The following is a 23,070-nucleotide window of genomic DNA, read 5'->3' on the forward strand; positions in this document are numbered from 1 at the left end:
CCGTCCTGGTATTGGTATTGTTGTTCATGACATCCTCCTTCAAAGACCTCAGGCTAAGGCGTTCCCACCGATCAGGTCGGTGCGATGACGCACATTGTGTTTGCCAAAGGAATTAAGTTCTTGGCGGCAGGATGCTGTAATAGAACAATTCGAGCCGGCCTTCGAGGTCGCGCTTCGACTTTTCCTGGTCGATGACGTGCTGCGGGCGCATGAGGTTCATGAACATTTCGCCCGTGATTGTGCTCATCAGGTGGCAGGGCAGCAGGTCGAGCGGCAGGCCGGGACGCAGTTGGGCGCGGATGTCCGGGCGGGCGAAAAAGCGGGCCAGCATCTCGCGCGTCATGCGCGGGCCGCTGTTCCAGAATGCCTCGGCCAGTTCCGGATTCGTCGGCGCCTCGGCCAGCACGATGCGCTGCAGGTCGATCGCTTCCTGCGACGTGATCAGTGCGTACATCTGGTGCGCGAAGTCGTCGATGATGTCGCGCAGCGGACGGGTGTCCGTCTCCATCGGCTGGCTGCGGAAGAAGCGGTGGCGCTTGGCGGCCAGCACCGCGGCCAGCAGGCCTTCCTTGCCGCCGAATTTCACATAGATCGTACGCACCGCGACGTGCGCCGCGCGGGCGATCGATTCGAGGCTCGTCTTCGTATAGCCGTTCTTGAGAAACAGGGTGCCGGCGATATGCAGCAACTCCTGCGTGCGTGCCTCGACGTCGGCGGCCTTGGGCCGGCCCGCGCCCTTGCCGGGGCATTCGGATGCGTCATGCATATGTTTGTCCATGGGCTCCATGCTAGTGGAATCTCTAATGAAATGCAACCGTTTCATTTCTTGACTTTGGCAAAAACTTGTCGAATAATGCGATGGACTAATTTCATTTCTTTCGGAGTTACACATGCCTGATACGCAAACCACGGTCGACCACAAGCCGGCCGCAGCCGTCCCGCCGGCCGCACCGGCCACTGCCGCCAAGGGGCCTCCGAAGCGCGTGCTGATCGTGGTGGGCCTGATCGCCGCCGCCGCGCTGGCCGCCGGCGGCCGCATGTGGTACCGCAGCCATAACTTCGTCGAGACCGAAAATGCCTACGTCACGGGCCACGTGCACCCGGTGTCGTCGCGCATCCCGGGCGTCGTGACCAAGGTGCTGTTCGAGGATAACCAGGTCATCAAGGCCGGCGACGTGCTGGCCGAGCTGGACCCGGCCGACCAGGGCGTGAAGGTCGAGCAGATCCAGGCCCAGATCGCCAGCGTGCAGCAACAGATCGTGCAGGCCGACGCCGCGATCCAGCAGGCCAGGGCGCAGGCCTCGGCCGCCCAGGCGCAGGTGGTGCAGGCCCAGGCCAACCTCGTGCGCGCCAGGCAGGACGCCGAGCGCTACGGCCAGCTGTACAACACGCAGATGAAGGCCGTCTCGAAAGCCGAAGTCGATGCCGCCACGGCCGCCCGTGCGGGCGCCACGGCCGACGTCACGGCCCGCCGCGACAACGCCAGCGCCGCCCAGGCCCAGATCGCCGCCGCGACGTCGGCGCGCGAGGTGCTCAAGGCGCAGGTGAAAGTGCTGGAAGCGCAGCTGAAGGACGCCCAGCAGCAGCTCGGCTACAACCGCATCGTGTCGCCGGTATCCGGCCGCATCGGCAAGCGCAGCGTGGAAGTCGGCGCGCGCGTGCAGCCGGGCCAGCAGCTGGCCGCCATCGTGCAGGACGACGTGTGGGTCGTCGCCAACTTCAAGGAGACGCAGCTGCCGGGCATCGTGCCGGGCCAGCAGGTCAGCATCGAAGTGGACGCGCTGCCGAAGCACGAACTGGTCGGCCGCGTGGACAGCTTCGCACCGGCGTCGGGCAACCAGTTCGCGTTGCTGCCGGCCGATAACGCGACCGGCAACTTCACCAAGATCGTCCAGCGAGTGCCCGTGAAGATCACGTTCGCGCCGGAAGACCTCAAGAAGTACGCGGGCCGCCTCGTGCCGGGCATGTCGACCGTGGTCGAGATCGACCTGCGCCAGAAGTCCGCCGCCAAATAACCGAGGAACCGTGATGTCCACGACGATCACCAAACCGATGGCGCACAACGCGCCCGCGGGGGCCCCGGCGAACGGTGCGCACATCGACGCGCGCACCTGGATCGCGGTGCTGGCCGGCATGCTCGGCGCCTTCATGGCGGTGCTCGACATCCAGATCACCAATTCGTCGCTGCGCGACATCCTCGGCTCCCTGTCGGCCACGCAGGAAGAGGGTTCGTGGATCTCGACCGCGTACCTGTGCGCCGAGATCGTGGTGATCCCGATGACGGCGCTGTTCGTGCGCGCCCTCGGCCAGCGCCGCTACCTGATGCTCACGACGGCGCTGTTCCTCGGGTTCTCCACGCTGTGCGGCGCGGCCTGGAGCCTGTCCAGCATGATCGTGTTCCGCATGATGCAGGGCTTTACGGGCGGCGCGCTGATCCCGATGGCGATGACCCTCGTGATGACGCGCCTGCCCCCGGCCAAGCGCGCCGTCGGCATGGCGATGTTCGGCCTGACCGCCACGCTGGCGCCCGCGATGGGCCCGACCCTCGGCGGCTACCTGACCGAGTTGTACGGCTGGCCGTCGATCTTCTATATCAACTGGGTGCCGGGCGTGCTCCTGATCGCCGGCATGTACTGGGGCATCGACCGCGAGCCCATGGACCTGAAGGCGCTGGTCAAGGCCGACTGGCTCGGCATCGCGTTCATGGCGGTGGGCCTCGCGAGCCTGACGATCTTCCTGGAAGAGGGCAATTCGAAGGACTGGTTCGAGTCCGGCTTCATCATCACGTTCGCCTCGCTGGCGCTGGTCGGCATCCTCGGCTGGATCGTGATCGGCTTTTCGCGGCCGGAGCCGTTCGTCAACCTGCGCCTGTACGGCCAGCGCAACTTCCTCGTCGCGACGGTGCTGTCGGCCGTCATCGGCATGGGCCTGTATGGCTCGTCGTTCCTGCTGCCGCTGTTCCTGGGACAGATCGCTGGCTACTCGCCGATGCAGATCGGTGAAGTGATCGCGTGGGTCGGCCTGCCGCAGCTGTTCGTGATGCCGTTCGTCGCGCGCCTGTCGCAGAAGATCGACAACCGAATCCTGTGCTCGTTCGGCCTCGGGCTGTTCGGCGTGTCGTGCCTGATGAACGCTTACATGGATGCGAGCACGGGCTACGACCAGCTGATGCTGTCGCAGATCATCCGCGCGCTGGGCCAGCCGTTCGTGATGCTGACGCTGTCGAACTTCGCGATGGCCGGGATTCCGCCGAAGGACATGACGTCGGCATCGAGCCTGTTCAACATGACCCGCAACCTGGGCGGCTCGGTCGGCATCGCCCTGCTGGCGACGGCCCTCACGAACCGCGAGCACTTCCACTCGGAGCGCCTGGGCGAGTCGGTGTCGCTCGTCTCCGCCGCCACGCAGGCCCGCCTCGACGCGCTGACGCAATCGTTCCTCGCCAAGGGCTTCGACCCGGCGACGGCGGCCCAGCAGGCCATCGGCGCCATCGACCGCATCGTGCGGCGCGAGTCGTTCGTGATGGCCTACAACGACGGCTTCTTCATCGTCGGCATGATCCTGCTCGTGGCGATCGTTCCGCTGTGGTTCTCGGACAAGCTCAAGTCGCCCAGCGGCGGCGGTGGCGGTGGCCACTGAACCAAGGATAATTGGATAAAGTATGAAAACTGTTTATATCAAGTCTGCCGTCGCGCTGGCCGTGGCCACGCTGCTGTCCGCCTGCGGCACCGTCGGCAAGGATTTCGTCGCGCCGAAAGGCATCGATACGCCGGCCTTCCGCCACGCCGCGGCCGAGCCGCAAGACCAGGCGGCACGCCTGCCGGCCGCATGGTGGACCGTGTTCGGCGATGCGACCCTGAGCCAGCTGGAAGAGCGCGCCCTGCGCGACAACCCGAACGTGCGCGCCGCCGCGCAGCGCCTCGTGCAGGCACAGGCGCAGCTGGGCGTGACGCGCGCCAGCCAGTTGCCCACCGTCGGCGTCTCCGCCGGCGTATCGAACTCGCGCACGTCGGCCGAAACGCCGATGGGCGTGACGTTCGGCGGCCGTTCGATCAAGGGTAACGAGTTTTCGGTCGGCGCCAATTTCTCGTACGAGCTCGATCTGTGGGGCCGCGTGCGCCGCGCCGTGGAAGCGGCCGACGCCCAGGCGCTGGCCGCGCAGGACGACCGCGACGGCGTCATGCTGATGCTGTCCGGCCAGGTCGCGACGACGTACTGGCAGCTGCGCGGCCTCGATGCCGATATCGCCATCCTGAACGATGCGCTGGCCACGCGCCGCGAATCGCAGCAGCTGATCGAGGCGCGCTTCAACGCGGGCCTGTCGAACGAGCTCGATGTCTCGCGCACCCGCATCGAGCGCGCGAACGCCGAGGCGGACATCCAGGAAGCCCAGCGCCAGCGCAACACGCTGGAACACGCGCTGGCCGTGCTGGTGGGCGCATCGCCGAGCGAGGCTATCGTGGCCCCGGCCGCGGGCACCGCGCTGCCGCAGCCGCCGGCGATCCCCGTCGGCCTGCCGGCGAGCCTGCTGGGCCAGCGTCCGGACCTCGCCGCGAGCGTCGCCACCCTGAAGGCGTTCAATGCGCAGGTGGGCGTGGCCGAAGGCGCGTACTACCCGAGCCTGTCGTTGACGGGGAATTTCGGCTATGCGTCCGAGACGCTGAGCAACCTGGCCAAGGGCAGCGCGCGCCAGTTCTCGTTCGGACCGCTCGCGCTGTCGCTGCCGGTGTTCGAGGGCGGCCGCATCGAGGCCAACGTGAAGCTGGCCAAGGCGCGCTACGACGAGGCCGTCGCGAACCACGAAGGCCGCCTGCTGACGGCGCTGCGCGACGTGGAGGATGCGCTGTCGGACGTGCAGCAGCGCCAGAAGCAGGGCGACGTGCAGGTGCAGGCGCAGCAGGCCGCCGCGCGCGCCGTGCAGGTGGCGCAGGCGCGCTTCGACCGCGGCGTGTCGACGTACCTGGACGTTACCGATGCCCAGCGTTCCGCGCTGGCTGCGGACCGTGCGGCCGCGCAGATCCGTACGCAGCGGTTGCTGGCGGCGGTGTCGGTGGCGCGGGCGCTGGGTGGCGGGTGGACGCAGGGTAAGGCTGAAGCTACGGTAGCGGCTCGCTAACAACTTGGGCCCCCGCCTGCGCGGGGGCGACGATTCATACGCAACGTATAAATTCGTCGTCCCTGCGAAGGCGGGCTAGGGCCCCCGGCACTAGCCCCCAATTTCCCTTGAACAGGATTACAATCCCCCGATTGCCAACCTCACAAGGGACCCCGATGAAGCATCTCCTCGCCCCCCTGGCCCTGGCCGCAGCGACCCTGTGCGCCACTGTCCATGCCGCCCCCGCCACCGCCCCGCAACTGCAGACGATGGCCAGGCGCTTCGCCCCCGTCGACCTGACGGCCGACACGGCCAGGCTGTCCGCCGGCGACCGCGTCGCCATCGCCAAGCTGATCGAAGCGGCGAAAATCGTCGACACGCTGCAGCTGCGCCAGCGCTGGTCCGGCAACGAGGCGCTGTGGGCCGCGCTGCACAAGGACGCCACGCCGCTGGGCAAGGCCCGCCGCGACTACTTCTGGCTGAACAAGGGCCCGTGGTCTATCATCGACGGCAACGAATCCTTCATGCCCGCGGAATACGCCGGCATCAAGATCCCCGCCGAGAAGCCGGCCGGCGCGAACTTTTATCCGGAAGGCGCGAGCAAGCAGGAACTCGAGACGTGGATGAACGGCCTGCCGGCCGCCGACAAGGAACAGGCGCAGTGGTTCTTCACCGTGATCCGCAAGGACAAGGCCGGCAAATTCACGATCGTAAAATACTCGGACGAGTACCGCACCGAGCTGCAGAAGCTGTCCAGGCTGCTGAAGGAGGCCGCGAACGCCACCGATAACGCGTCGCTGAAAAAATTCCTCGATCTGCGCGCCGACGCCTTCCTGTCGAACGACTACCTCGCCTCCGACTTCGCGTGGATGGACCTGGATTCCCCGGTCGACGTCACCATCGGCCCGTACGAGACGTACAACGACGAATTGTTCGGCTACAAGGCCGCGTTCGAAGCGTACGTGAACGTGCGCGACCAGAAGGAGACGGAGAAGCTGAACTTCTTCGGCAAGCACATGCAGGAGCTGGAAAACAACCTGCCGCTCGATGCCAAATACCGCAATCCGAAGGTCGGGGCGATCGCGCCGATGGTCGTCGTGAACCAGGTCTACGGCGCCGGCGACGGCAACATGGGCGTGCAGACGGCCGCCTACAACCTGCCGAACGACGAGCGCATCATCCGCCAGCGCGGCTCCAAGCGCGTGATGCTGAAGAACGTCCAGGAAGCCAAGTTCGAGGCGACCCTGACGCCGATCTCGAAGCTCGTGCTGCGTCCGGCCGACCAGAAGGATCTCGATTTCGACTCGTTCTTCACGCACATCCTCGCGCACGAGATCATGCACGGCCTGGGCCCGCACGCGACGACGCAGAACGGCCAGCCGTCCACGCCGCGCCAGGACCTGAAGGATGCCTACTCGACCATCGAGGAAGCGAAGGCCGACGTCACCGGCCTGTGGGCACTCACCTATATGATGGACAAGGGCCAGCTGAAGGCGTCGCTGGGGCAGGGCACGGCTGCCGAGCGCAAGCTGTACAACACCTACCTCGCATCGGCATTCCGCACCCTGCACTTCGGCCTGACGGATTCGCACGCGCGCGGCATGGCCATCCAGATGAACTACCTGCTCGACAAGGGCGGCTTCGTGTCGCACGGCGACGGCACGTTCTCCGTCGACTTCGCGAAGATCAAGGGCGCGGTGGCGGATCTCGACCGCGAGTTCCTGACGATCGAAGCCACCGGCGATTATGCCCGCGCGCAGGATCTGATGAAGCGCTACGTCGTCATTCGTCCGGACGTGCAGAAGGCGCTGGACAAGATGAAGGCCGTGCCGAACGATATCCGGCCGGCGTTCGCGACGGCGGCGAAGCTGGTGCCCGCGCACCGCTGATTACACCGTCATACCGTCATCCCCGCGCAAGCGGTGATCCATACTGAGCCGAACAGGATACTCAGTATGGGTTCCCGCTTTCGCGGGAACGACGTCGCTATTTTCGGCAATAAAACCCTGCCAAAGGGCAGGTATTAGACCTGCCCCAACATCAAATTTGGCATTTGTGTGCTATATTTGGAATCGTTTCCTATTGGAAATATTTATTCCGATCCCATCACGCGAGCACACAATGACAATTACTGGACTCACGATCGGCAAACGACTGGCTTATGGTTTCGGCAGCGTCCTCGCCCTCATGGCGGTGCTGGCCGGCCTCGCCATCCACCGTGTCGGCCAGATCGACGACATCCTCATCCGCATCAACGACGTCAACAGCGTCAAGCAACGCTATGCGATCAATTTCCGCGGCAGCGTGCACGACCGCTCGATCGCCATCCGCGACGTCGTGCTGGCTTCCACGGCCCCGACGGCCCAGCGCCACGCCGACCTGATCAAGAAACTTGACGACGACTACCAGCGCTCGGCCGCGCCGCTCGACCGGCTGTTCGCGGCGCGCAGCGACATTCTGCCGGAAGAAAAACAGGCGCTGGCCGCGATCAAGGACGTCGAAGCCCGCACGCAGCCGCTGATCGCGCAACTCATCGCGCTGCGCCAGGCCGACAACACGGCGGAGGCGACGGCATTGCTGGACAAGCAGGCCGGCCCCGCCTTCGTCGACTGGCTCGCCAGCGTCAACCGCCTCATCGACCTGGAAGAAAAGCTGAACAACGACGCGGCCGCGCAGGCGCGCGCGCTGTCGCACAGCTTCTTTGCCTGGATGCTCGCGATCCTGGCCGTCGCCGCCGCCGCCGGCGCGGCCGCGGCCTGGTTCATCAGCCACGGCCTGCTGCGCCAGCTGGGCGGCCAGCCGGACTACGCCGTCGGGATCGCGGGCGCCATCGCGGCCGGCGACCTGTCTGTCCCGATCGAGACGCGGGCCGAGGATCGTTCCAGCCTGCTGTACGCGATGAAGGGCATGCGCGACAGCCTCGTGAACATCGTCAGCCAGGTGCGCGCGGGTACGCTCACGATCGCGAATGCGTCGACGGAAATCGCGGCCGGCAACCAGGACCTGTCCGAGCGCAGCGAGCGCCAGGCCGGCACGCTGGAAGAGACGGCGTCGTCGATGGAAGAATTGACGGGCACCGTGCGCCAGAACGCGGACAACGCGCGCCAGGCGAACGCCCTCGCCGAGTCGGCATCGAGCGTGGCCCAGCGCGGCGGCGCCGTCGTGGCGCAGGTCGTGCAGACGATGGCGTCGATCAACGACTCGTCGAAGCAGATCGCCGAGATCATCAGCGTGATCGACGGCATCGCGTTCCAGACGAATATCCTCGCGCTGAACGCGGCCGTCGAGGCGGCCCGTGCGGGCGAGCAGGGACGGGGCTTCGCCGTCGTCGCGGGCGAGGTGCGCAGCCTGGCGCAACGTTCGGCCGCGGCCGCGAAGGAAATCAAGACACTGATCAGCGATTCGGTCGCCAAGGTCGACGACGGCGCCAAGCTCGTCGACGAGGCGGGCAGCACGATGGAAGAGATCGTCACGAGCGTCAAGCGCGTGACGGACATCATGGCCGAGATCAGCCATGCGAGCCAGGAGCAGAGCGCCGGCATCGAACAGGTCAACCGCGCCATCGGCCAGATGGACGAAGCGACGCAGCAGAACGCGGCGCTCGTCGAGCAGGCCGGCGCGGCCGCATCCGCGCTGCAGGACGAAGCGGCGAACCTCGCGCGCCTCGTCAGCATTTTCAAACTGGATACGCAGGCGGCGCGGCCGTCCGCAAGCCTTGCCGTCGTACCGGCCGCGCGCCGGGAGCGCATCGCCGCCGCGTGATCAAAGCCGTACCACGAGCTTGCCGAAGTTCCGCCCCTGCAGCAGGCCGATGAACGCGGCGGGGGCGTTTTCCAGGCCGTCGACGACGTCTTCCTTCACCTTGATCCTGCCGGCCGCCAGCCAGCCGGCCATGTCGTCGCGGAAGGCGTCGAAGCGCGTCCCGTAGTGGTCCAGGATGATGAAACCCTGCATGCGGATGCGTTTCGACAGCAGGGTCGCCATCCACGTCGCAAGACGGTCCGGGCCTTCGGCAACGCCGCCGTTGTAGTGCGAGATGAAGCCGCACACGGGCACGCGCGCGTTCACGTTCAACAGCGGCTGCACGGCATCGAACACGGCGCCGCCCACGTTCTCGAAATACACGTCGATGCCGTCCGGGCACGCGGCCGCGAGCAGCCCGGCGAAGCGCGGATCGCGATGGTCCACGCACGCATCGAATCCCAGTTCTTCCACCGCGTACCGGCATTTGTCCGGACCACCGGCGATGCCGACGACGCGCGCGCCCTTGATCTGCGCGATCTGGCCCACCACCGAGCCGACGGCGCCGGTGGCCGCCGCGACGACCACCGTCTCGCCGGGCTTCGGCATGCCGATGTCGAGCAGCCCGACGTACGCCGTGAAGCCCGGCATGCCGAGCGTGCCCAGCGCCAGCGACGGCCGCGCCAGGTCGCCCACGGGCATCAGGCCGCTGCCGTCCGACAGCGCGTACTCCTGCCAGCCGGCGGCGCCGACGACGAGGTCGCCCGCCCGGAAACCTGGATGGCGCGACTCGAGCACGCGGCTGATCGTGCCCCCAACCATCGCCGCGCCCAGCGGCACGGGATCGGCATAGCCGGGGCCGACCTGTTCCATCAGGTTGCGCATGTACGGGTCGAGCGACAGCCATTCGGTGCGCAGCAGCACCTGGCCGTCCTGCGGCACCGGGACCGGCGTGTCCTCGAGACGGAAATCCGTCGGGGTCGGAAGGCCTTGCGGATGGGCGGCAAGAACGATACGGCGATTCGTCATGGTGGTCTCCTTAACTGGATGCGGGACGCGGGCCGTAGCGCACGACGAGCAGTGCGCCGAGCGTGAGCGCGACGGTGGCGAAGATGGGGCCGCCCGGCGCGCCGATCCGGTCGACGAGGATGCCGCCGCCGACGGCGCCGCTGGCGATGGCGATCTGGAATGCGGCGACGAGCAGCCCGCCCGCGCCTTCGGCCTGGTCGGGCGCGGCGCGCACGATCCACGTCTGGAAGCCGATCGGGAAGGCGCCGAACGCGAAGCCCCATGCCGCGATCGCCGCGATGGTCACGGGGGCCGACGTGCCGGCGACCCACAGCGTGGCGGCCAGCAGCGCGATCAGGGCGGCGCCCGCGACGATGGCGAGGCGCTCGCTGCGTTCGGCCAGGAAGCCGCCGGCGATATTGCCGAAGAAGCCCGCGATGCCGTAGGCCAGCAGGGCGGCGGAGATCGTGCCGACCGACAGGTGCGTGACCTGTTCCATGAACGGGCGGATGTAGGTGAAGCCGGCGAAGTGCCCGGAAATCACGAGCAGCACGGCGAGCAGGGCGACGCGCACGTTGGTCCGGCCCAGCAGTTCGAACAGGACTTTGACGTTCGGGTTGTCCTTCGGCGGCAGCGCGGGAACGGTGAAGCATTGCGCGCCCAGGGTGACGACGCTGACGACGCCGGCGGCCACGAACGCGCTGCGCCAGCCCCACAAGTCGCCCATGTACGCGCCGATCGGCGCCGCGCACACGGTGGCGACGGACACGCCGGTGAGGATGAGCGACATCGCCCGCGCAAACAGATGGTCCGGCACGAGGCGCATCGCGAGCGCGGCGGCCATCGACCAGAAGCCGCCGAGGCCAATGCCCAGCAGCGCCCGCGCGGCGATCAGTACCGGCAGGCTGTGCGCCGTCGCGGCGAGCACGTTGGACAGCACCAGCAGCGACGTCAGCGCGAGGATCACCCGCTTGCGGTCGAGGTTCCGCGTGAGGACGGGGATGGTCAGCGCGGCCGCGGCGCCCACCGCCGCGGTGGCGGTGACGGCCTGGCCGGCGGCGCCGTCCGAGACGCCGAGGTCGGCGGCCATCGCCGTCAGCAGGCTGGCCGGCAGGAACTCGGCCGTCACGAGGCCGAACACGCCCAGCGCCAGGCTGGCGATACCGCCCCAGTTCGCGTCTTGCGCCTGGACCGTGATGCGCGGCGGTGTGACATGTGCGTCTGCGTCGATGCAGGTGGATTCGTTCATCGGATACCTCGGGATGTTGTGGAGATGGCAGTGTAGGGTTAAGATTCTGGACTTTCCATGCCATTCAATCCGAATCTCATGACCATTCGTCCAAACAGGGATCCGAAGACCGGCCAGGACGCCCTGACCGAAATCCTCCTCGGGCTACGCCTCGACGGCGTCGAATACGGCCGCTGCGTGATGCGCGAACCGTGGGCCGTCGCGTTCCCCGCCAAGCGGGAGGCAAGCTTCCACTTCGTCGCGCAGGGCAGCTGCTGGATGCACACGGCCACGAAGGGATGGCTGCAGCTGAATCCCGGCGATGCCGTGCTGCTGCCGCATGGCACGGCCCACGTGATGGCCAGCAGTCCGGACCTGCCGGCGGTGGAGATCGACTCGCTGGCGCGCAAGGCCGTGTCGGAGAACCTGTACCTGGTGAGCGGCGCCGGTCCGCAGGACGCGGCGGCGGAGCAGGTCCTGTTCTGCGGGGCGATGCGCTTCAATCTCGACCCGCTGCACCCGCTGCTGGCGATGATGCCGGAGGCGATGCGCGCCGCCGACCTGGGCCAGCGCGACCCGGCCGTGCATGCGATGCTGGAAGCGATGGAGCGCGAAGTCGCCCTCGACCGCATCGGCGCCTGCGGCATCCTGGCGCGGCTGGCGGACGTGCTGGCCGCCAGCATCATCCGCGCGTGGGTCGAATGCGCGTGCAGCGATGCGAGCGGATGGATCGCGGCCGTGCGTTGTCCGCAGATCGGGCGCGTGCTGGCGGCGATCCACCGCCAGCCGGAGCGCGACTGGTCGGTGAGCGAACTGGCCGGGGTGATGGGCGCGTCGCGGTCTAGCTTCATCGACAAGTTTTCCAGCGCCGTCGGCGAGACGCCCGCGAAGTACGTGGCCAAGGTCAAGATGTTCCAGGCGCGCCACTGGATCGCGCGCGACGGCATGCGCGTGGCGACCGTCGCGAACCGGCTCGGCTACGACTCCGAGGCGTCGTTCAGCCGCGCCTTCAAACGCGTCATCGGGCATCCGCCCAGCGAGGCGCGCGTGGCCGGATAGGCAAGATTACGCTTTTAAACAGGCGCAAAAATATTGCTGAAAAAGGGGCTTCAACCGGATTTAAAATTGCCGTTAGGCATTTTAAATATCCAACGGGAAGTCCCCCATGTCCAAAGCCGTCCTCGCCGCAGCCCTGCTGTGCGCAACCCTTCCCGCCGCCGCCGCCGACCTCACGCCGCTGGAGCAGCGCTGGCTCGGCGCCGCGCTCCCCGTCCTCGCGTACTCGCGCAGCCTGAGCCTGCCCATCGATGTCGTCGTCCAGCCGCAGGCCGGTCCGAACGACGTGCCGATGGCGATGGGATTCGCGGGCGGCCGCTGCAAGCTCGTGCTGTCGCTGCGCGGCAATCCGGATGCCGAGCGCCAGCTGGAAGGCGTGCCGGCGGCCGAGCAGGGCGAATTGATCGAGGCGATGGCGGCCCACGAGATCGGCCATTGCTGGCGCTATGCGCAGGGCGCGTGGCATGCGCTGCCGGCCGGCTTCGTCGAGGTGAACGAGGAGACGGCGGACGATCCGTCGCTGCTGGCGGCGTCGAAGGCGATGCGTGAAACCCGCCGTGAGGAAGGCTATGCCGACCTGGTGGCGCTGGCCTGGACGCACGACCGCCACCCCGGCGACTACGGCCGCATCTACGCGTGGCTGGAAAAGCTCAGGCACGACCAGCCGGTCGCGCGCAACGGCCACGACACCCGCGCGTGGGTGCGCCTCGCGCGCGACGGCGCCCGCTTCGGCAGTGCCGGCAAGCCGTTCGAGGACGCGGCGCCGTTGTGGCGCGAGGGGCTGCTGAGCGACGATTGAGACTAGCGTTCGGTGCCGCACAGAGGTCCCTGGCGTGCGGGCGTTAAATCTGGCTGTCACAACAAACAACACAGGGACAAGACCATGAAAACGCTGATTGCGACCTTGCTCGCGACGGCTGCAGGCGCGAGCTTCGCCGCGGCACCGACTGCGGCACTCAACCACGACCCGGCGACCTACCGCAATCTCACCCAGAAAGCGGAGTCGGAATACCGGGCGGCGGCAGCGAAATGCGACGCCAGGAGCGGCAACGACAAGGACATCTGCATGGCCGACGCCCGGCTGGCGCGCACCCGCACCGAGGCCGATGCACTGTCCAAGTACAACAACACGGCAGCCGGCCGCGCCCGCACGCGCACCAACGTCGCCGACGCCGAGTACGACCTGGCCAAGGCCAAGTGCGACGCGAAGAGCGGCGCCGACAAGGACAGCTGCATGGATAACGCGAAATCCGTGCACACGGCCGCGCTGGCCGACGCCAAGGCCGACCGCGCAGGCACGACGAGCAGCGGCGCCAGCGGCGGCGGCAGCCAGGCTTCCGGCGGTGGCCTCGTGACCAGTACCGACACGCGCGACCCGGCCAAGGCGGCCGCCGTCGACAAGTGCGCGCAGATGGGCGCCGATGCGAAGATGGGTTGCCTCGTTGAAACGAAACCGTCGGCCGTGCGCGAGAATGCCGCCGATGCGGCATCAAAGACGCGCGACACTGCCGCGACCGCGGGCGACAAAGTGAAGGCCGCGGCCGTGACAGTTGCTGAAAAGACGAAGGAAGTGGCGCACTCGGCCGTCGAGAAGACGAAGGAGGCCGGTTCGGCCGTCGCCCGGAAGACCGACAACGCGATGGACCGCGCCGGCGACCAGACGGCCGACACGACCCGCAATGCCGCCGGCAAGACCCGCGTGGCCGCCTCCGATACCGCCATCACCACCAAGGTGAAGGCCGGCCTCGTCAAGGAACCGAACCTCGATTCGCTCGGCATCCATGTCGAGACGGAAAAGGGCGTCGTGATGCTCAGCGGCTTCGTGAATTCGAAGGACGAGGCCGACAAAGCCGTGAAAGTCGCGAAGGGCGTCGACGGCGTATCCAGCGTCAAGAGCGCCATCAAGGTCAAATAAGCCATCCGCTGTCTGCCCCTGCGGCCCGCCGAAGTTGGCGGGCTGTTTTTTTTGCTGATCTACCACAAGTTGTCACGAAGCCGCCGGAAACGCATTTACGTTGGATAGGGCACGGTATAATCGCGGCCGTGAACAGACTCGAAGCTTTTGGAACCATCGCCGCCCAGGCGGCGCGCGGTGAGATTTCCTTCCCGACCAGCGTGAACGCGGTGCTGCGCCTGCAGCACGCGCTCAACGACCCCGATTGCCACCTGGAGGACGCGATCCGCCTCGTGCTGGGCGAGCCGCAGCTGGCGGCGCGCACGGTGGCGCTGGCCAATTCGTCGACGTTCAACACGAGCGGGCGCCCCGTCACCAACGTGCGCTCGGCCGTGACGCGGGTCGGCTACCGCAACCTGCAGACGCTCGTCGCGAGCCTCGTCGTGCGCCAGTTCGGCGCCCGCATCGAGGATCCGGACCTGCGCGCCAAGGCCGAGCAGCTGTGGGAACACACGGTGCAGGTGGCCGCGCTGGCCCATGTGTTCGCGCGTCACGTCACCTTCGTCAATCCGGACACGGCGATGTTCGCCGGCATCGTCCACGAGGTCGGCGGCTTTTACCTGCTGTCGCGCGCCGACGGCTTCCCGGGCTTGCTGGATGACGATCCGGAAAAATGGGCCGAGCTGTGCGAGGACGTCGTCACGCGCGAAGTGGCGCGCAAGCTGGCGCTGCCCGAGCCGGTCGCCGAGGCGATCTTCGAGCTGCGCGGCGCCTGGCTGCACATGCCGCCCGCTTCGCTGCTCGACACGCTGCTGCTGGCGAACATGTACGCCAGCGTGCCGTCGCCGCTCGGCACGGCGCGCGCCCCCTTGCCCGAACACAGCGAGAGCGCGCTCGACTACCTGGTGGACGAGGAGACCCTCCATCGCATGATCGAGGAAGCCTCGGAGATCGCGGCGTCGATGGGCGGCGCGCTGCTCGTCTGACGGGCTTCAGCCGCCGAGCTGGCGGCAGAACTGCGCCGTCGCCTCGTCCATCGGAAAGCACGATTCGATGTGCAGCCCGTCGATGGTGATGTCGCGCGGCGTGCCGAATGTCGTGATCGTCGAAAAGAAGCTCAGCGTCACCCCGCGGTGACGGAATTCCGTCGTCAGCAGCGGCGCAGGCGGCGTATCGAGGTCGCGCAACCGCCAGCGCGACGGCACGTTCGGATACGCGAGGATCTCGTCCAGCAGCGCCCGCGCCTTCGTATCGGTCGGCGACCCCGCGACCAGCGCGTGCAGATGGCCGATCAGCGTGCCGCCCACGTCGTCCCAGTTCGCAAGCGCGCCCCGCAGATCGTCGGGATCGAACACGGCGCGCAGCATGTTCGCGTGCTTGCTCGCCCGCCCGTCGAGCACGAAACCGTTCACGCGCTGCGCCGCCTGGTTCGTCGCGAGGATGTCCCAGTGCCGGTTCATGAGGAACGCGGGATACGGTTCCTGCTGGCGCAGGATGAAATCGATCGCCTGGTTGATGCGGCCCATGGCCGGCGTGTCGAGTCCCGTCTCCGGATAACTCGGCGCATAACCGCCCGCGCGCAGCAGCGCGTTACGTTCGCGCAGCGGCATGTCCAGCACGTCGGCCAGGCGCATCAGCAGCGTCCTGCTGGGCTGCGCCTTGCCCGTTTCGATGCAGCTGAGGTGGCGGGCGGAGATGTTCGCGTCCAGCGACAGGTCGAGCTGGCTCAGGCGCCGCGCCGCGCGCCATTCGCGCAGGAGCAGGCCGACGGGGACGGGGGCGAGGTCGAGAGGCGTCATCCGCCGATGATAACCCGGCCGCGCGGCGCCGGGCCATGACGTCGGAGGTCATGGCCCAGGTGCCGCCACGGCGAAGGACAGGCTCGAGAAGATCGTGTCGAAGTCGATGCCCTCGTCGCCGTCCAGCGGCGTGGTCCACACCACGTTCAACAGCCAGTGGCCCGGCGGCGGACGGCGCAGCCGCACGAGGCCTTCGCCATCCGTGACCTGCGCGGCGACGGGCTGCGCGTCGTGGTCGAGGTCCGTCAGTTTCACCAGTGCCCGGGCCAGCGGACGGCTTTGATGGATGACCTGCGCGGTCAGCATGCCGCCGTCCGACGGCGGTGTCACCAGCACGATTTCCAGCGGCAGGCCGAGGCGCTTCGTGGCGAGATCCTGGCTGCCTTCGCCGGGCGCGCCGGCCTGCACGAGCGCCTTCGCCACGCGCCGGTAACGCTCGAAGACATCCCGTCCGCGCGCGGCCGCCGCGGGCCACAACCCTTCTTCCCGCACGTAGGCGTCGAAGCGGTCGGCCGGCAGATGGCTCAGCGCGTCCGCGTCCGTTTCCAGTACCAGCACATGCAGGCCCGGCTCCGCGGGCGCGAGCCTGCCGTCGTTGCGCAGGTCGATGACGTCACCGCCCGGCGTCCATGCGGCGAAGCGCTTGATGCGGCGCGACGGGATCATCGACGTGCGGCGCGTGTCGCCGTGGCCCACCTGCATGCTGAGGGCGGTGCTGGCGCCCACCGACACGACGAAGCTGTCCGGGTTGACCCAGAAGTCGTGCGCGCGGGCGTTCGTGCCCAGGCACAGGATGAGGAACAGGCACGCCCTCACAGGAACGGGAACACCGTGTCCGAATGCGGCTGGTCGTCCGCGCGCACGCCGTCCGTGACCGCATCGTTCGTCCCGCCGGCGAGCAGCGAGCGGTACACGTTCACCGCGTCGTAATGGAGTGTCCGGCCGCCGCAGTCGTGCAGCCCGAGCTCCACGCCGAACAGTTGCGTGCACGTGGCGACCGCGCTGTCGACCCACAGCCGGTCGTCGGCCAGCAACCGCGCCAGTGGCAGGTAGCGCTGCCCGGGCGGCGCGGCGGCGTCGATCATGAGCTGGTTACCGCAGCGGCCGTCGTAGCCGTCGTACAGCGCGAGCGACCTGGCGATGACGGGCACGAATTCGGCCGCCGTCCCCGGTGTCGCCGCGTTGTAGCGGAGCTTGTACGCATCGGCTTCCTCGTCGCTGCCCAGGTGCGCGAGCAGGCCGTTGCCCGTCAGCGGCCGGCCCATGCGGTCGATGCGGACGTCGTCGACGCGCGTATCGGCCCACACGGCCAGCACCGGGCCGCCGCGGTTGACGAGGCCGAGGTCGACGTCGAGCACGATCGCCATCGGCGTCCAGCCCGCGAGGAAGTCGCGGGCCGGGCCGCCGTCCGTGTGGCGCCACCGGTCGAGGATCGCGGCCGTCTGCTTCGGCGTGTAGGCGGGACAGCCCGCCGCATCGCGCGGCACGCCCTGCCGGAGCGTCGCCGCGGCCAGGTCGAACGCGGCGCGCGAGCCCTTCACGTTGTTGAAGAACGGGTCGTCGCGCAGGCCCGCGAACAGCCGGCTACGGCCGCTCGCGCTCGCGAGTCCCGCAAGCCGGCCCGGGTCGCCCTGGATCGTTTCGTCGCGGCCGATCAGGCAGTCCGCCTGCGTCTTCGATGGGAAGCGGCACACGATGTCGGTGCGCGCCGTCGTGTCGGGAAAGCGCGGGCCGCTGTCGATGTGGAACGCGTATTCGGCGTTCTTGTCGAGCGCGTGGCCGACGACGGTCATCACGAGATTCAGCCGGCGGCCGTCGGCCGAGGTCCACGCGTAGATGTCGCCGATGTCCACGCGCGGGTCCGCGATCACCTTCGGCGAATCCAGGTGGTCGGACGCCGCGGTGAAGGCCGAGGGCAGCAGCAGCGCCGCCGCGAGCGCGAGCCGGGCCGGCATCATGCGGCGCCGCCGCGCGCGGCGTCTTCCAGTGCGCGCATCGCCTGCAGGTACGGGCCGGGGCCGTGGCTCAGGCGCGCCACGCCGAGGGCGCGCAACGTGGCCAGGGAGGGCGTGCCGGCGGCGGCCATCAGGTTGACGGGCAAGGGCGAGGCCTGCACGAGCCGCTCGATCAGCGCCGCGTCGACGAGGCCCGGCACGAACAGGCCATCGGCCCCGTGCGCGGCGTACACGCGGGCGCGCGCCAGGGTGGCGTCGAGCAGGGCGTCGTCGTGATCGCCCGGTGCCGCGAGCAGGAAGCCGTCCGTGCGGGCGTTGATGAAGAGCGGGACGTCGAGCCTGTCGGCGGCGTCGCGTGCCGCTTGCAGGCGCACGGCCTGTTCGCCGGGATCGCGCAAGCCGCCGGTGGCGATGCCGTCTTCGAGGTTGCAGCCGACGGCGCCGGCGCGGATCGCTTGCGCGACGGTGTCGGCGACCTCGGTCGGCGTGGCGCCGTAGCCGCGCTCCAGGTCGACGGTCACGGGCAGGGTGACGGCGCGGGCGATGCGTGCGATGTTGGCGATGGCCAGGTCAAGGGGCAGCTGTTCGCCGTCGTCATACCCGTTGGCGGCGGCGACGGCCCAGCTGGCCGTGGCGATCGCCCGCGCGCCGGCGGCGGCGACGGCGACGGCTTGCGCGCTGCCGGCATCCCAGCAGTTGAAGAGAACGAGCGGCGCGCCCGGCGTGTGCAGTGCGCGCAGCGCGCGGGCCTTGAGGATCTGGTCGGACATGGTGGTCTCCCTGGTAATCGGAGACCACAGTGTGGCGGGTGGGCGCAGCGCGCTCAATCACGTCCGAGGTCATGCCGGCATGACCTCGGAGGTCATGGCCGCCGTTCGCGCCTACATTTGCCGGAAGTGGTACAGGTAATGACGGCTGACGGGCAAGACCTCGCTGCTGCCGCGGATGTGCAGGTCGGCCGTCTCGTTCACGCCCCTGACGACCTCGCTCACGCATCCGAGGTTGACGATCACGGACCGGTGCGTCTGCACGAAACGCGCGGGGTCCAGCTGCTCCGCCAGTTCGCGGATGCTCTTGCGGATCAGCGCCTCGCCTTCTTCCCATACGACGCGCGTGTACTTGTCGTCGGCGCGCAGGAAGCGTACCTGGTCCACCGGGATCAGCCGCAAGCTGTTGCCGACCGACGCCTTGATCCATTGTAGCCAGGGCAAGGACGGTGTCATGCGCTGTCCCAGCCTGCCGGCGAGCTGGTCGAGCATGGCCTCCAGTGCGGCATCCGGCTGGATCGGCAGGGCCAGTTGACGTTGCAGGCGTTCGACGGTATCGGCCAGGCGTGTCCGGTCGATCGGCTTGACGACGTAGTCGATGGCGCCCTGCTGGAACGCCTGCACGGCGTACTGCTCGTAGGCCGTAACGAATACGAGGTGGGCGCGGCGTGCAAGCTGGCGCGCGACGTCGATGCCGTTCTGGCCGGGCATGTGGATGTCGAGGAAGACGATGTCGGGCCGGTGCAGGTCGAACAGGTCGAGCGCCTCGGCGCCGTTGCGTGCGTCGTCGAGCAGCTCCAGTGCGGGCCACAACACGGCGAGATGGGTGCGCAGGCGTTCCCGCAGCAGCGGCTCGTCGTCGGCGATGAGCCCGGTGTACCGCTTCATGCTTTCCCTCCAGCGTAAAAGTGCAGTTCGACGCGCAGGCCATGCGGCTCCACCTCATGCAGGTCGACGCGTGCGCCGTCGCCGTAGAACGCGTGCAGGCGGGTGCGCAGGTTCGACAGCCCGGTGCCGGGCTGCGCGGTTTCGGACATTCCCTTGCCGGTATCGTGGACCCACAAGACCAGTTTTCCGGCCGTGTCGTCGAGGCGGCCGCCCACGTCGATGCGTCCGCCATCGATGTTCGGGTCGATACCGTGACGGATCGCGTTCTCGACCAGCGTGAGGAGCGCCATGGCGGGAAAGCGCAGCGTTCCCGCGCCGGCGGGAGCCGACACCGTGAATCGAAGACGGTCCGGCATGCGGAGCTGCATCAGCTCCAGGTAGGAACGGACGAGTTGCAGTTCCGTCTCCAGGGTGGCATCCGCATCGTTCAGGCGCGGCATGGCCGCCCGCAGGTAGGCGATGAGGTGCCGGAGGACCGGGCCCGCGTTGGGGGAGCCGGCCGCGACCAGGGCCTCGACATTGGAAAGTGTATTGAACAGGAAATGCGGTTCGATTTGCGCATGCAGCATGCGCAAACGGGCATCCAGCAGTTCGCGCTCGAGCCGGTTCTTTTCCAGTTCGATCCCGAGCTGGTCGGCGCGCTCGCGGGCCTTGCGCTCGTTGCGCATCGCGACCAGGGAAAACAGCACGCCGAAAAAGATCGACAGGACCACCATGAAAACGTGTCCGACCAGCGTCTGGGTATCCCCGAGGTAGGCGAGAAAACGGCCCCGTTGCGTTGCCAGCGCCGTGATCAGGGCCGCCACGGGCGCCGTCAGGACGACCGCCGCGAGGCGCGCGGGGCCCGGCCCCATCCAGCGCGGATGGACGCCACCGGCAATCGAGTATGCCATCAGCAGGGCCGCGCCGATGAAGCCGATCCGGCCGAAGACGCCGAGATACGGGGTGCCGCTCAGCACGTGCAGCAGCCAGGACAGCGATAGCGTGAAGATGGCGACGACGGCGCACTGGCGTGCCGTCGGCAGGAGGGTCGCGGCCGGGCGTGGAAGAGGTGTCGTCGCAGACATCGAACCACGATACCTGCAACGCGACCGCCATTCAAGCCCCCGAAACCGTCATTGGTCGCATGGTTGCGCCGGCCGCCTTGGCCGGGAGCGTGGGCGCGGCTACCTTGCGGCATCGATCACTCCATGGAGAAGCATGATGGTACCCAGTAGTGCATTCCTCGCGGTCCGGGGCGCAGGCACCGCGCACGCATCGGCTGCCCGCGCGTTGCGGTGGGCGACGACGCTGTGGTTCCTGGTCACGGTGGCCGGACAGCTCGTGTTCGCGGCGTATATCGTGGCGCTGTATGGCGGCGCGCTGTTGCGCGGGCACAGCGGGCAATGGAACACGGTGATGACGCACGGGCACGTGGACGGCGACCCTGCCGGCAACGCCGCCACCATTGCCCACGTGCTGTTGGCCGCCCTCGTCATGTGCAGCGGAGCGCTGCAACTGGTTCCCCGACTGCGTGCCCGCGTGCCCGCATTCCACCGCTGGAACGGCAGGTTCTATCTCGGCGCCGCCGTCGTCGCGGGCGTCACGGGCATCTACATGGTCTGGTGGCGTGGCGCCGTGGGCGACGTCGTCCAGCACCTGGGTACGAGCCTCAACGGTGTCGTCGTCGTGGCCTGCGCGGCGCTGGCGCTGCAGCGGATCATCGCGGGCGACGTCGCGGCGCACCGCCGCTGGGCGTTGCGCCTGTTTCTTGCGGTCGGCGGTGTCTGGTTCTTCCGGGTCGGACTGATGTTCTGGCTGGCGCTGAACCGCGGACCCGCCGGGTTCGACGCCGACACGTTTCGTGGTCCGTTCCTCAGCTTCCTCGCGTTCGCGCAGTTCCTGCTGCCGCTGGCCGTCCTTGAACTGTACCTGTATTGCCGTGCGCGCGGCGGCGCGTTCCGGCAATGGGGCATGGCGTTCGTCATGTCCGGGCTGGCGCTGGCGACGGGCGCGGGCGTCGTCGTGGCGACGGCCGGCATGTGGCTGCCGCACATGTAATCGGGCACGCTGCGCAGCGTGTCATGTCCAGCGCAGGATGCCTGCCTGGCCGGCGCGCGTGGCCGCCAGCAGCCGGCGGTCGCGCAGCACGTCCAGCACGGCTTTTACATGCCTGCTACGCATCGTGTCGCGCGCTCCCGCCAGCGCGAACTGGCGCCGGGCGGGGATCGGCAGGGGCAGCACGCGCACCTCGTCCGGCTCGGGATACGTCGCGAGGCGCGGCAGGATCGACCAGCCCATGCCCCGCGCCACCATCGCCGCGATGCTCGTGTCGTTGCCCAGCGTGCGCTCGGCCGTGGCGGCGAGGCCGGCCGCGCGGCAGCGGGCGAGGATCGCATCCGCGCCGGAGCAGCCGAGGCGGATGAACGGCAGGCCGTCCAGCTGGTCCCACGTCACGGGCAGCGTGAACGCGCGCGCGGCCGGGACGACGAGCACGTAGTCGTCGGCCACGTACGGATGGACGACGAAGCCGTCTTCCACAGGCAACTGGGCGATGCCGACGTCCGCGCGGCCGGCGCGCAGCGCGGCGACGACTTCCAGGCGGTCGTTGCAGCCGTCGTCGATGTCGAGCACGAGCTGCGGATGGCGGGCCGCCAGCGCTTCGGCGACATACGGCAGCAGGTGCGTGCCGATGCTGCGGAAGCACGCGATGCGCACCCGGCCTTCGATGGCGTCGTCGTCACGCACGCTGGCGCGCAGGGCGTCTTCGAGCCGCAGCATCGCGCGCGCCTTGTCCAGCACGCGCCGGCCGGCCTCGGTGGGCAGCGAGCCGTCACGTGCGCGCGCAAGCAGGCGCGTGTCCAGTTCGCGTTCGAGTTCCGCGATCGCATGGCTGATGCGCGACTGCGTGCACCCGAGTTCCGCCGCGGCGGCGCTGAAGCTGCCGTGGTCCGCCACCGCGACGAGCATGTGAAGTTGGCTGAGCTTCATGAACCATCGAAATCTGTCATGGATGAACCGGCAATTATCCGGCATTTCGGTAGCGTCATGGCGGTGCGGCGGCGACCATGTGGTTTTTCATGAAAGGACACCCATGCACACCTTCGCCAATGCCGCCCTGGTCATCATCGACGTCCAGCAGGGCTTCCTCGACCCGCGCTGGGGCCGACGCAATCACCCCCAGGCCGAGCAAAACATCGCCGCGCTGCTGGCCGCCTGGAGAAAAGCGGGACGGCCGCTGTTCCACGTCCAGCATGGCTCGCGCAGCGCCAAGGGCGCGTTTTATCCGGGCACGCCGGGCCACGCGTTCAAGCCGGAAGCGCAGCCGCTGCCGGGCGAGATCGTCATTCCGAAGGATGTGAACAGTGCCTTCATCGGCACGGACCTGGAGGCGCGGTTGCGCGCGGGCGGCATCGAGACGGTCGTGCTGTGCGGCCTGACGACGGACCACTGCGTGTCGACGACGGCGCGCATGGCCGGCAATCTCGGTTTTCAAACGTTCCTCGTCGAGGATGCCTGCGCCACGCATGAGCGCACGGGGCCGGATGGCACGTGGTTCAGCGCGGAGCAGATGCATGCGACGGCAGTCGCGAGCCTGCATGGCGAATTTGCCACGGTGACGAGCACGGCGGCCATGCAGGGGGAATAAGAGGAAAAATT

Annotated in this window: 21 protein-coding genes; 11 read left to right on the forward strand and 10 right to left on the reverse strand. The window is 68.2% G+C overall.

Annotated elements, in window-relative coordinates; all coding sequences use genetic code 11:
* Positions 1-112: 112 nt before the first annotated feature.
* A complete protein-coding gene (locus tag ACEN9H_RS03655; RefSeq protein WP_371763988.1) occupies positions 113-766 on the reverse strand; it encodes a TetR/AcrR family transcriptional regulator in 654 nt (217 codons plus the stop codon).
* Positions 767-890: 124 nt separating this feature from the next.
* On the opposite strand from ACEN9H_RS03655, the gene ACEN9H_RS03660 reads away from it, so the two are divergent.
* The 5 genes from ACEN9H_RS03660 to ACEN9H_RS03680 all read left to right on the forward strand — a co-directional run bounded on the left by ACEN9H_RS03660 (position 891) and on the right by ACEN9H_RS03680 (position 8,857).
* A complete protein-coding gene (locus ACEN9H_RS03660; protein ID WP_056328345.1) occupies positions 891-2,015 on the forward strand; it encodes an HlyD family secretion protein in 1,125 nt (374 codons plus the stop codon).
* 13 nt (positions 2,016-2,028) lie between these two features.
* Positions 2,029-3,639, forward strand: coding sequence for a DHA2 family efflux MFS transporter permease subunit (locus ACEN9H_RS03665; RefSeq protein ID WP_413673825.1), 1,611 nt, complete (start codon positions 2,029-2,031; stop codon positions 3,637-3,639).
* 22 nt (positions 3,640-3,661) lie between these two features.
* Positions 3,662-5,116 carry an efflux transporter outer membrane subunit gene (locus ACEN9H_RS03670; RefSeq protein ID WP_413673826.1) on the forward strand — a complete coding sequence of 485 codons (1,455 nt, stop codon included), beginning with the start codon at positions 3,662-3,664 and terminating at the stop codon, positions 5,114-5,116.
* Positions 5,117-5,271: 155 nt separating this feature from the next.
* Positions 5,272-6,984, forward strand: coding sequence for a dipeptidyl-peptidase 3 family protein (locus ACEN9H_RS03675; protein ID WP_413673827.1), 1,713 nt, complete (start codon positions 5,272-5,274; stop codon positions 6,982-6,984).
* A gap of 232 nt (positions 6,985-7,216) precedes the next feature.
* Positions 7,217-8,857 (forward strand): methyl-accepting chemotaxis protein, encoded by a 1,641-nt coding sequence (locus ACEN9H_RS03680; protein ID WP_413673828.1) that lies wholly within the window; start codon positions 7,217-7,219, stop codon positions 8,855-8,857.
* On the opposite strand, the gene ACEN9H_RS03685 is transcribed toward ACEN9H_RS03680, so the two are convergent.
* Both ACEN9H_RS03685 and ACEN9H_RS03690 read right to left on the reverse strand, forming a co-directional pair.
* The gene (locus ACEN9H_RS03685) at positions 8,858-9,865 is read right to left on the reverse strand and encodes an NADP-dependent oxidoreductase (RefSeq protein ID WP_413673829.1); all 1,008 of its coding nucleotides are present in this window, start codon (positions 9,863-9,865) and stop codon (positions 8,858-8,860) included.
* 10 nt (positions 9,866-9,875) lie between these two features.
* The gene (locus tag ACEN9H_RS03690) at positions 9,876-11,093 is read right to left on the reverse strand and encodes an MFS transporter (RefSeq protein WP_413673830.1); all 1,218 of its coding nucleotides are present in this window, start codon (positions 11,091-11,093) and stop codon (positions 9,876-9,878) included.
* Positions 11,094-11,171: 78 nt separating this feature from the next.
* On the opposite strand from ACEN9H_RS03690, the gene ACEN9H_RS03695 reads away from it, so the two are divergent.
* The 4 genes from ACEN9H_RS03695 (at position 11,172) to ACEN9H_RS03710 (ending at position 15,008) form a co-directional block, all read left to right on the forward strand.
* Positions 11,172-12,131 carry an AraC family transcriptional regulator gene (locus ACEN9H_RS03695; protein ID WP_371769134.1) on the forward strand — a complete coding sequence of 320 codons (960 nt, stop codon included), beginning with the start codon at positions 11,172-11,174 and terminating at the stop codon, positions 12,129-12,131.
* 106 nt (positions 12,132-12,237) lie between these two features.
* Positions 12,238-12,927, forward strand: coding sequence for a hypothetical protein (locus tag ACEN9H_RS03700; protein WP_056130761.1), 690 nt, complete (start codon positions 12,238-12,240; stop codon positions 12,925-12,927).
* 84 nt (positions 12,928-13,011) lie between these two features.
* Positions 13,012-14,043: a BON domain-containing protein gene (locus ACEN9H_RS03705; protein ID WP_413673831.1), complete on the forward strand. Its 1,032-nt coding sequence runs from the start codon at positions 13,012-13,014 to the stop codon at positions 14,041-14,043.
* A 128-nt stretch (positions 14,044-14,171) separates the two neighbouring features.
* Positions 14,172-15,008 carry an HDOD domain-containing protein gene (locus ACEN9H_RS03710; RefSeq protein ID WP_056328356.1) on the forward strand — a complete coding sequence of 279 codons (837 nt, stop codon included), beginning with the start codon at positions 14,172-14,174 and terminating at the stop codon, positions 15,006-15,008.
* Between the two features lie 6 nt (positions 15,009-15,014).
* Here the strand turns inward: ACEN9H_RS03710 and ACEN9H_RS03715 are convergent, their stop codons facing one another.
* The 6 genes from ACEN9H_RS03715 to ACEN9H_RS03740 form a co-directional block, all read right to left on the reverse strand.
* Complete coding sequence (locus ACEN9H_RS03715) at positions 15,015-15,821, reverse strand: helix-turn-helix domain-containing protein (protein WP_371763999.1); 807 nt, start codon at positions 15,819-15,821, stop codon at positions 15,015-15,017.
* 48 nt (positions 15,822-15,869) lie between these two features.
* Positions 15,870-16,637 (reverse strand): DUF4198 domain-containing protein, encoded by a 768-nt coding sequence (locus ACEN9H_RS03720; protein WP_413673832.1) that lies wholly within the window; start codon positions 16,635-16,637, stop codon positions 15,870-15,872.
* Positions 16,634-17,779: a hypothetical protein gene (locus ACEN9H_RS03725; protein WP_413673833.1), complete on the reverse strand. Its 1,146-nt coding sequence runs from the start codon at positions 17,777-17,779 to the stop codon at positions 16,634-16,636. Before ACEN9H_RS03725 ends, ACEN9H_RS03720 begins: the two co-directional genes overlap by 4 nt.
* Positions 17,776-18,546, reverse strand: coding sequence for an isocitrate lyase/PEP mutase family protein (locus ACEN9H_RS03730; protein ID WP_413673834.1), 771 nt, complete (start codon positions 18,544-18,546; stop codon positions 17,776-17,778). Before ACEN9H_RS03730 ends, ACEN9H_RS03725 begins: the two co-directional genes overlap by 4 nt.
* A 111-nt stretch (positions 18,547-18,657) precedes the next feature.
* Positions 18,658-19,431: a LytR/AlgR family response regulator transcription factor gene (locus tag ACEN9H_RS03735; protein WP_413673835.1), complete on the reverse strand. Its 774-nt coding sequence runs from the start codon at positions 19,429-19,431 to the stop codon at positions 18,658-18,660.
* Entirely contained in the window at positions 19,428-20,498 is a 1,071-nt protein-coding gene (locus tag ACEN9H_RS03740) for a sensor histidine kinase (protein WP_413673836.1), read from the reverse strand. Before ACEN9H_RS03740 ends, ACEN9H_RS03735 begins: the two co-directional genes overlap by 4 nt.
* A 133-nt stretch (positions 20,499-20,631) precedes the next feature.
* Between ACEN9H_RS03740 and ACEN9H_RS03745 the strand changes: the two genes are divergently transcribed.
* Positions 20,632-21,471 (forward strand): DUF2306 domain-containing protein, encoded by an 840-nt coding sequence (locus tag ACEN9H_RS03745; protein ID WP_413673837.1) that lies wholly within the window; start codon positions 20,632-20,634, stop codon positions 21,469-21,471.
* Between the two features lie 21 nt (positions 21,472-21,492).
* Here the strand turns inward: ACEN9H_RS03745 and ACEN9H_RS03750 are convergent, their stop codons facing one another.
* Positions 21,493-22,401 carry a LysR family transcriptional regulator gene (locus tag ACEN9H_RS03750; protein ID WP_413673838.1) on the reverse strand — a complete coding sequence of 303 codons (909 nt, stop codon included), beginning with the start codon at positions 22,399-22,401 and terminating at the stop codon, positions 21,493-21,495.
* 103 nt (positions 22,402-22,504) lie between these two features.
* Here ACEN9H_RS03750 and ACEN9H_RS03755 point away from each other — a divergent pair, with 103 nt between their 5' ends.
* Complete coding sequence (locus tag ACEN9H_RS03755) at positions 22,505-23,059, forward strand: cysteine hydrolase family protein (RefSeq protein WP_413673839.1); 555 nt, start codon at positions 22,505-22,507, stop codon at positions 23,057-23,059.
* The last annotated feature ends 11 nt before the right edge of the window (positions 23,060-23,070 follow it).

Source organism: Massilia cellulosiltytica (genome assembly GCF_047325105.1).
GTDB classification, from domain to species: Bacteria; Pseudomonadota; Gammaproteobacteria; order Burkholderiales; family Burkholderiaceae_D; genus Telluria; species Telluria orientalis.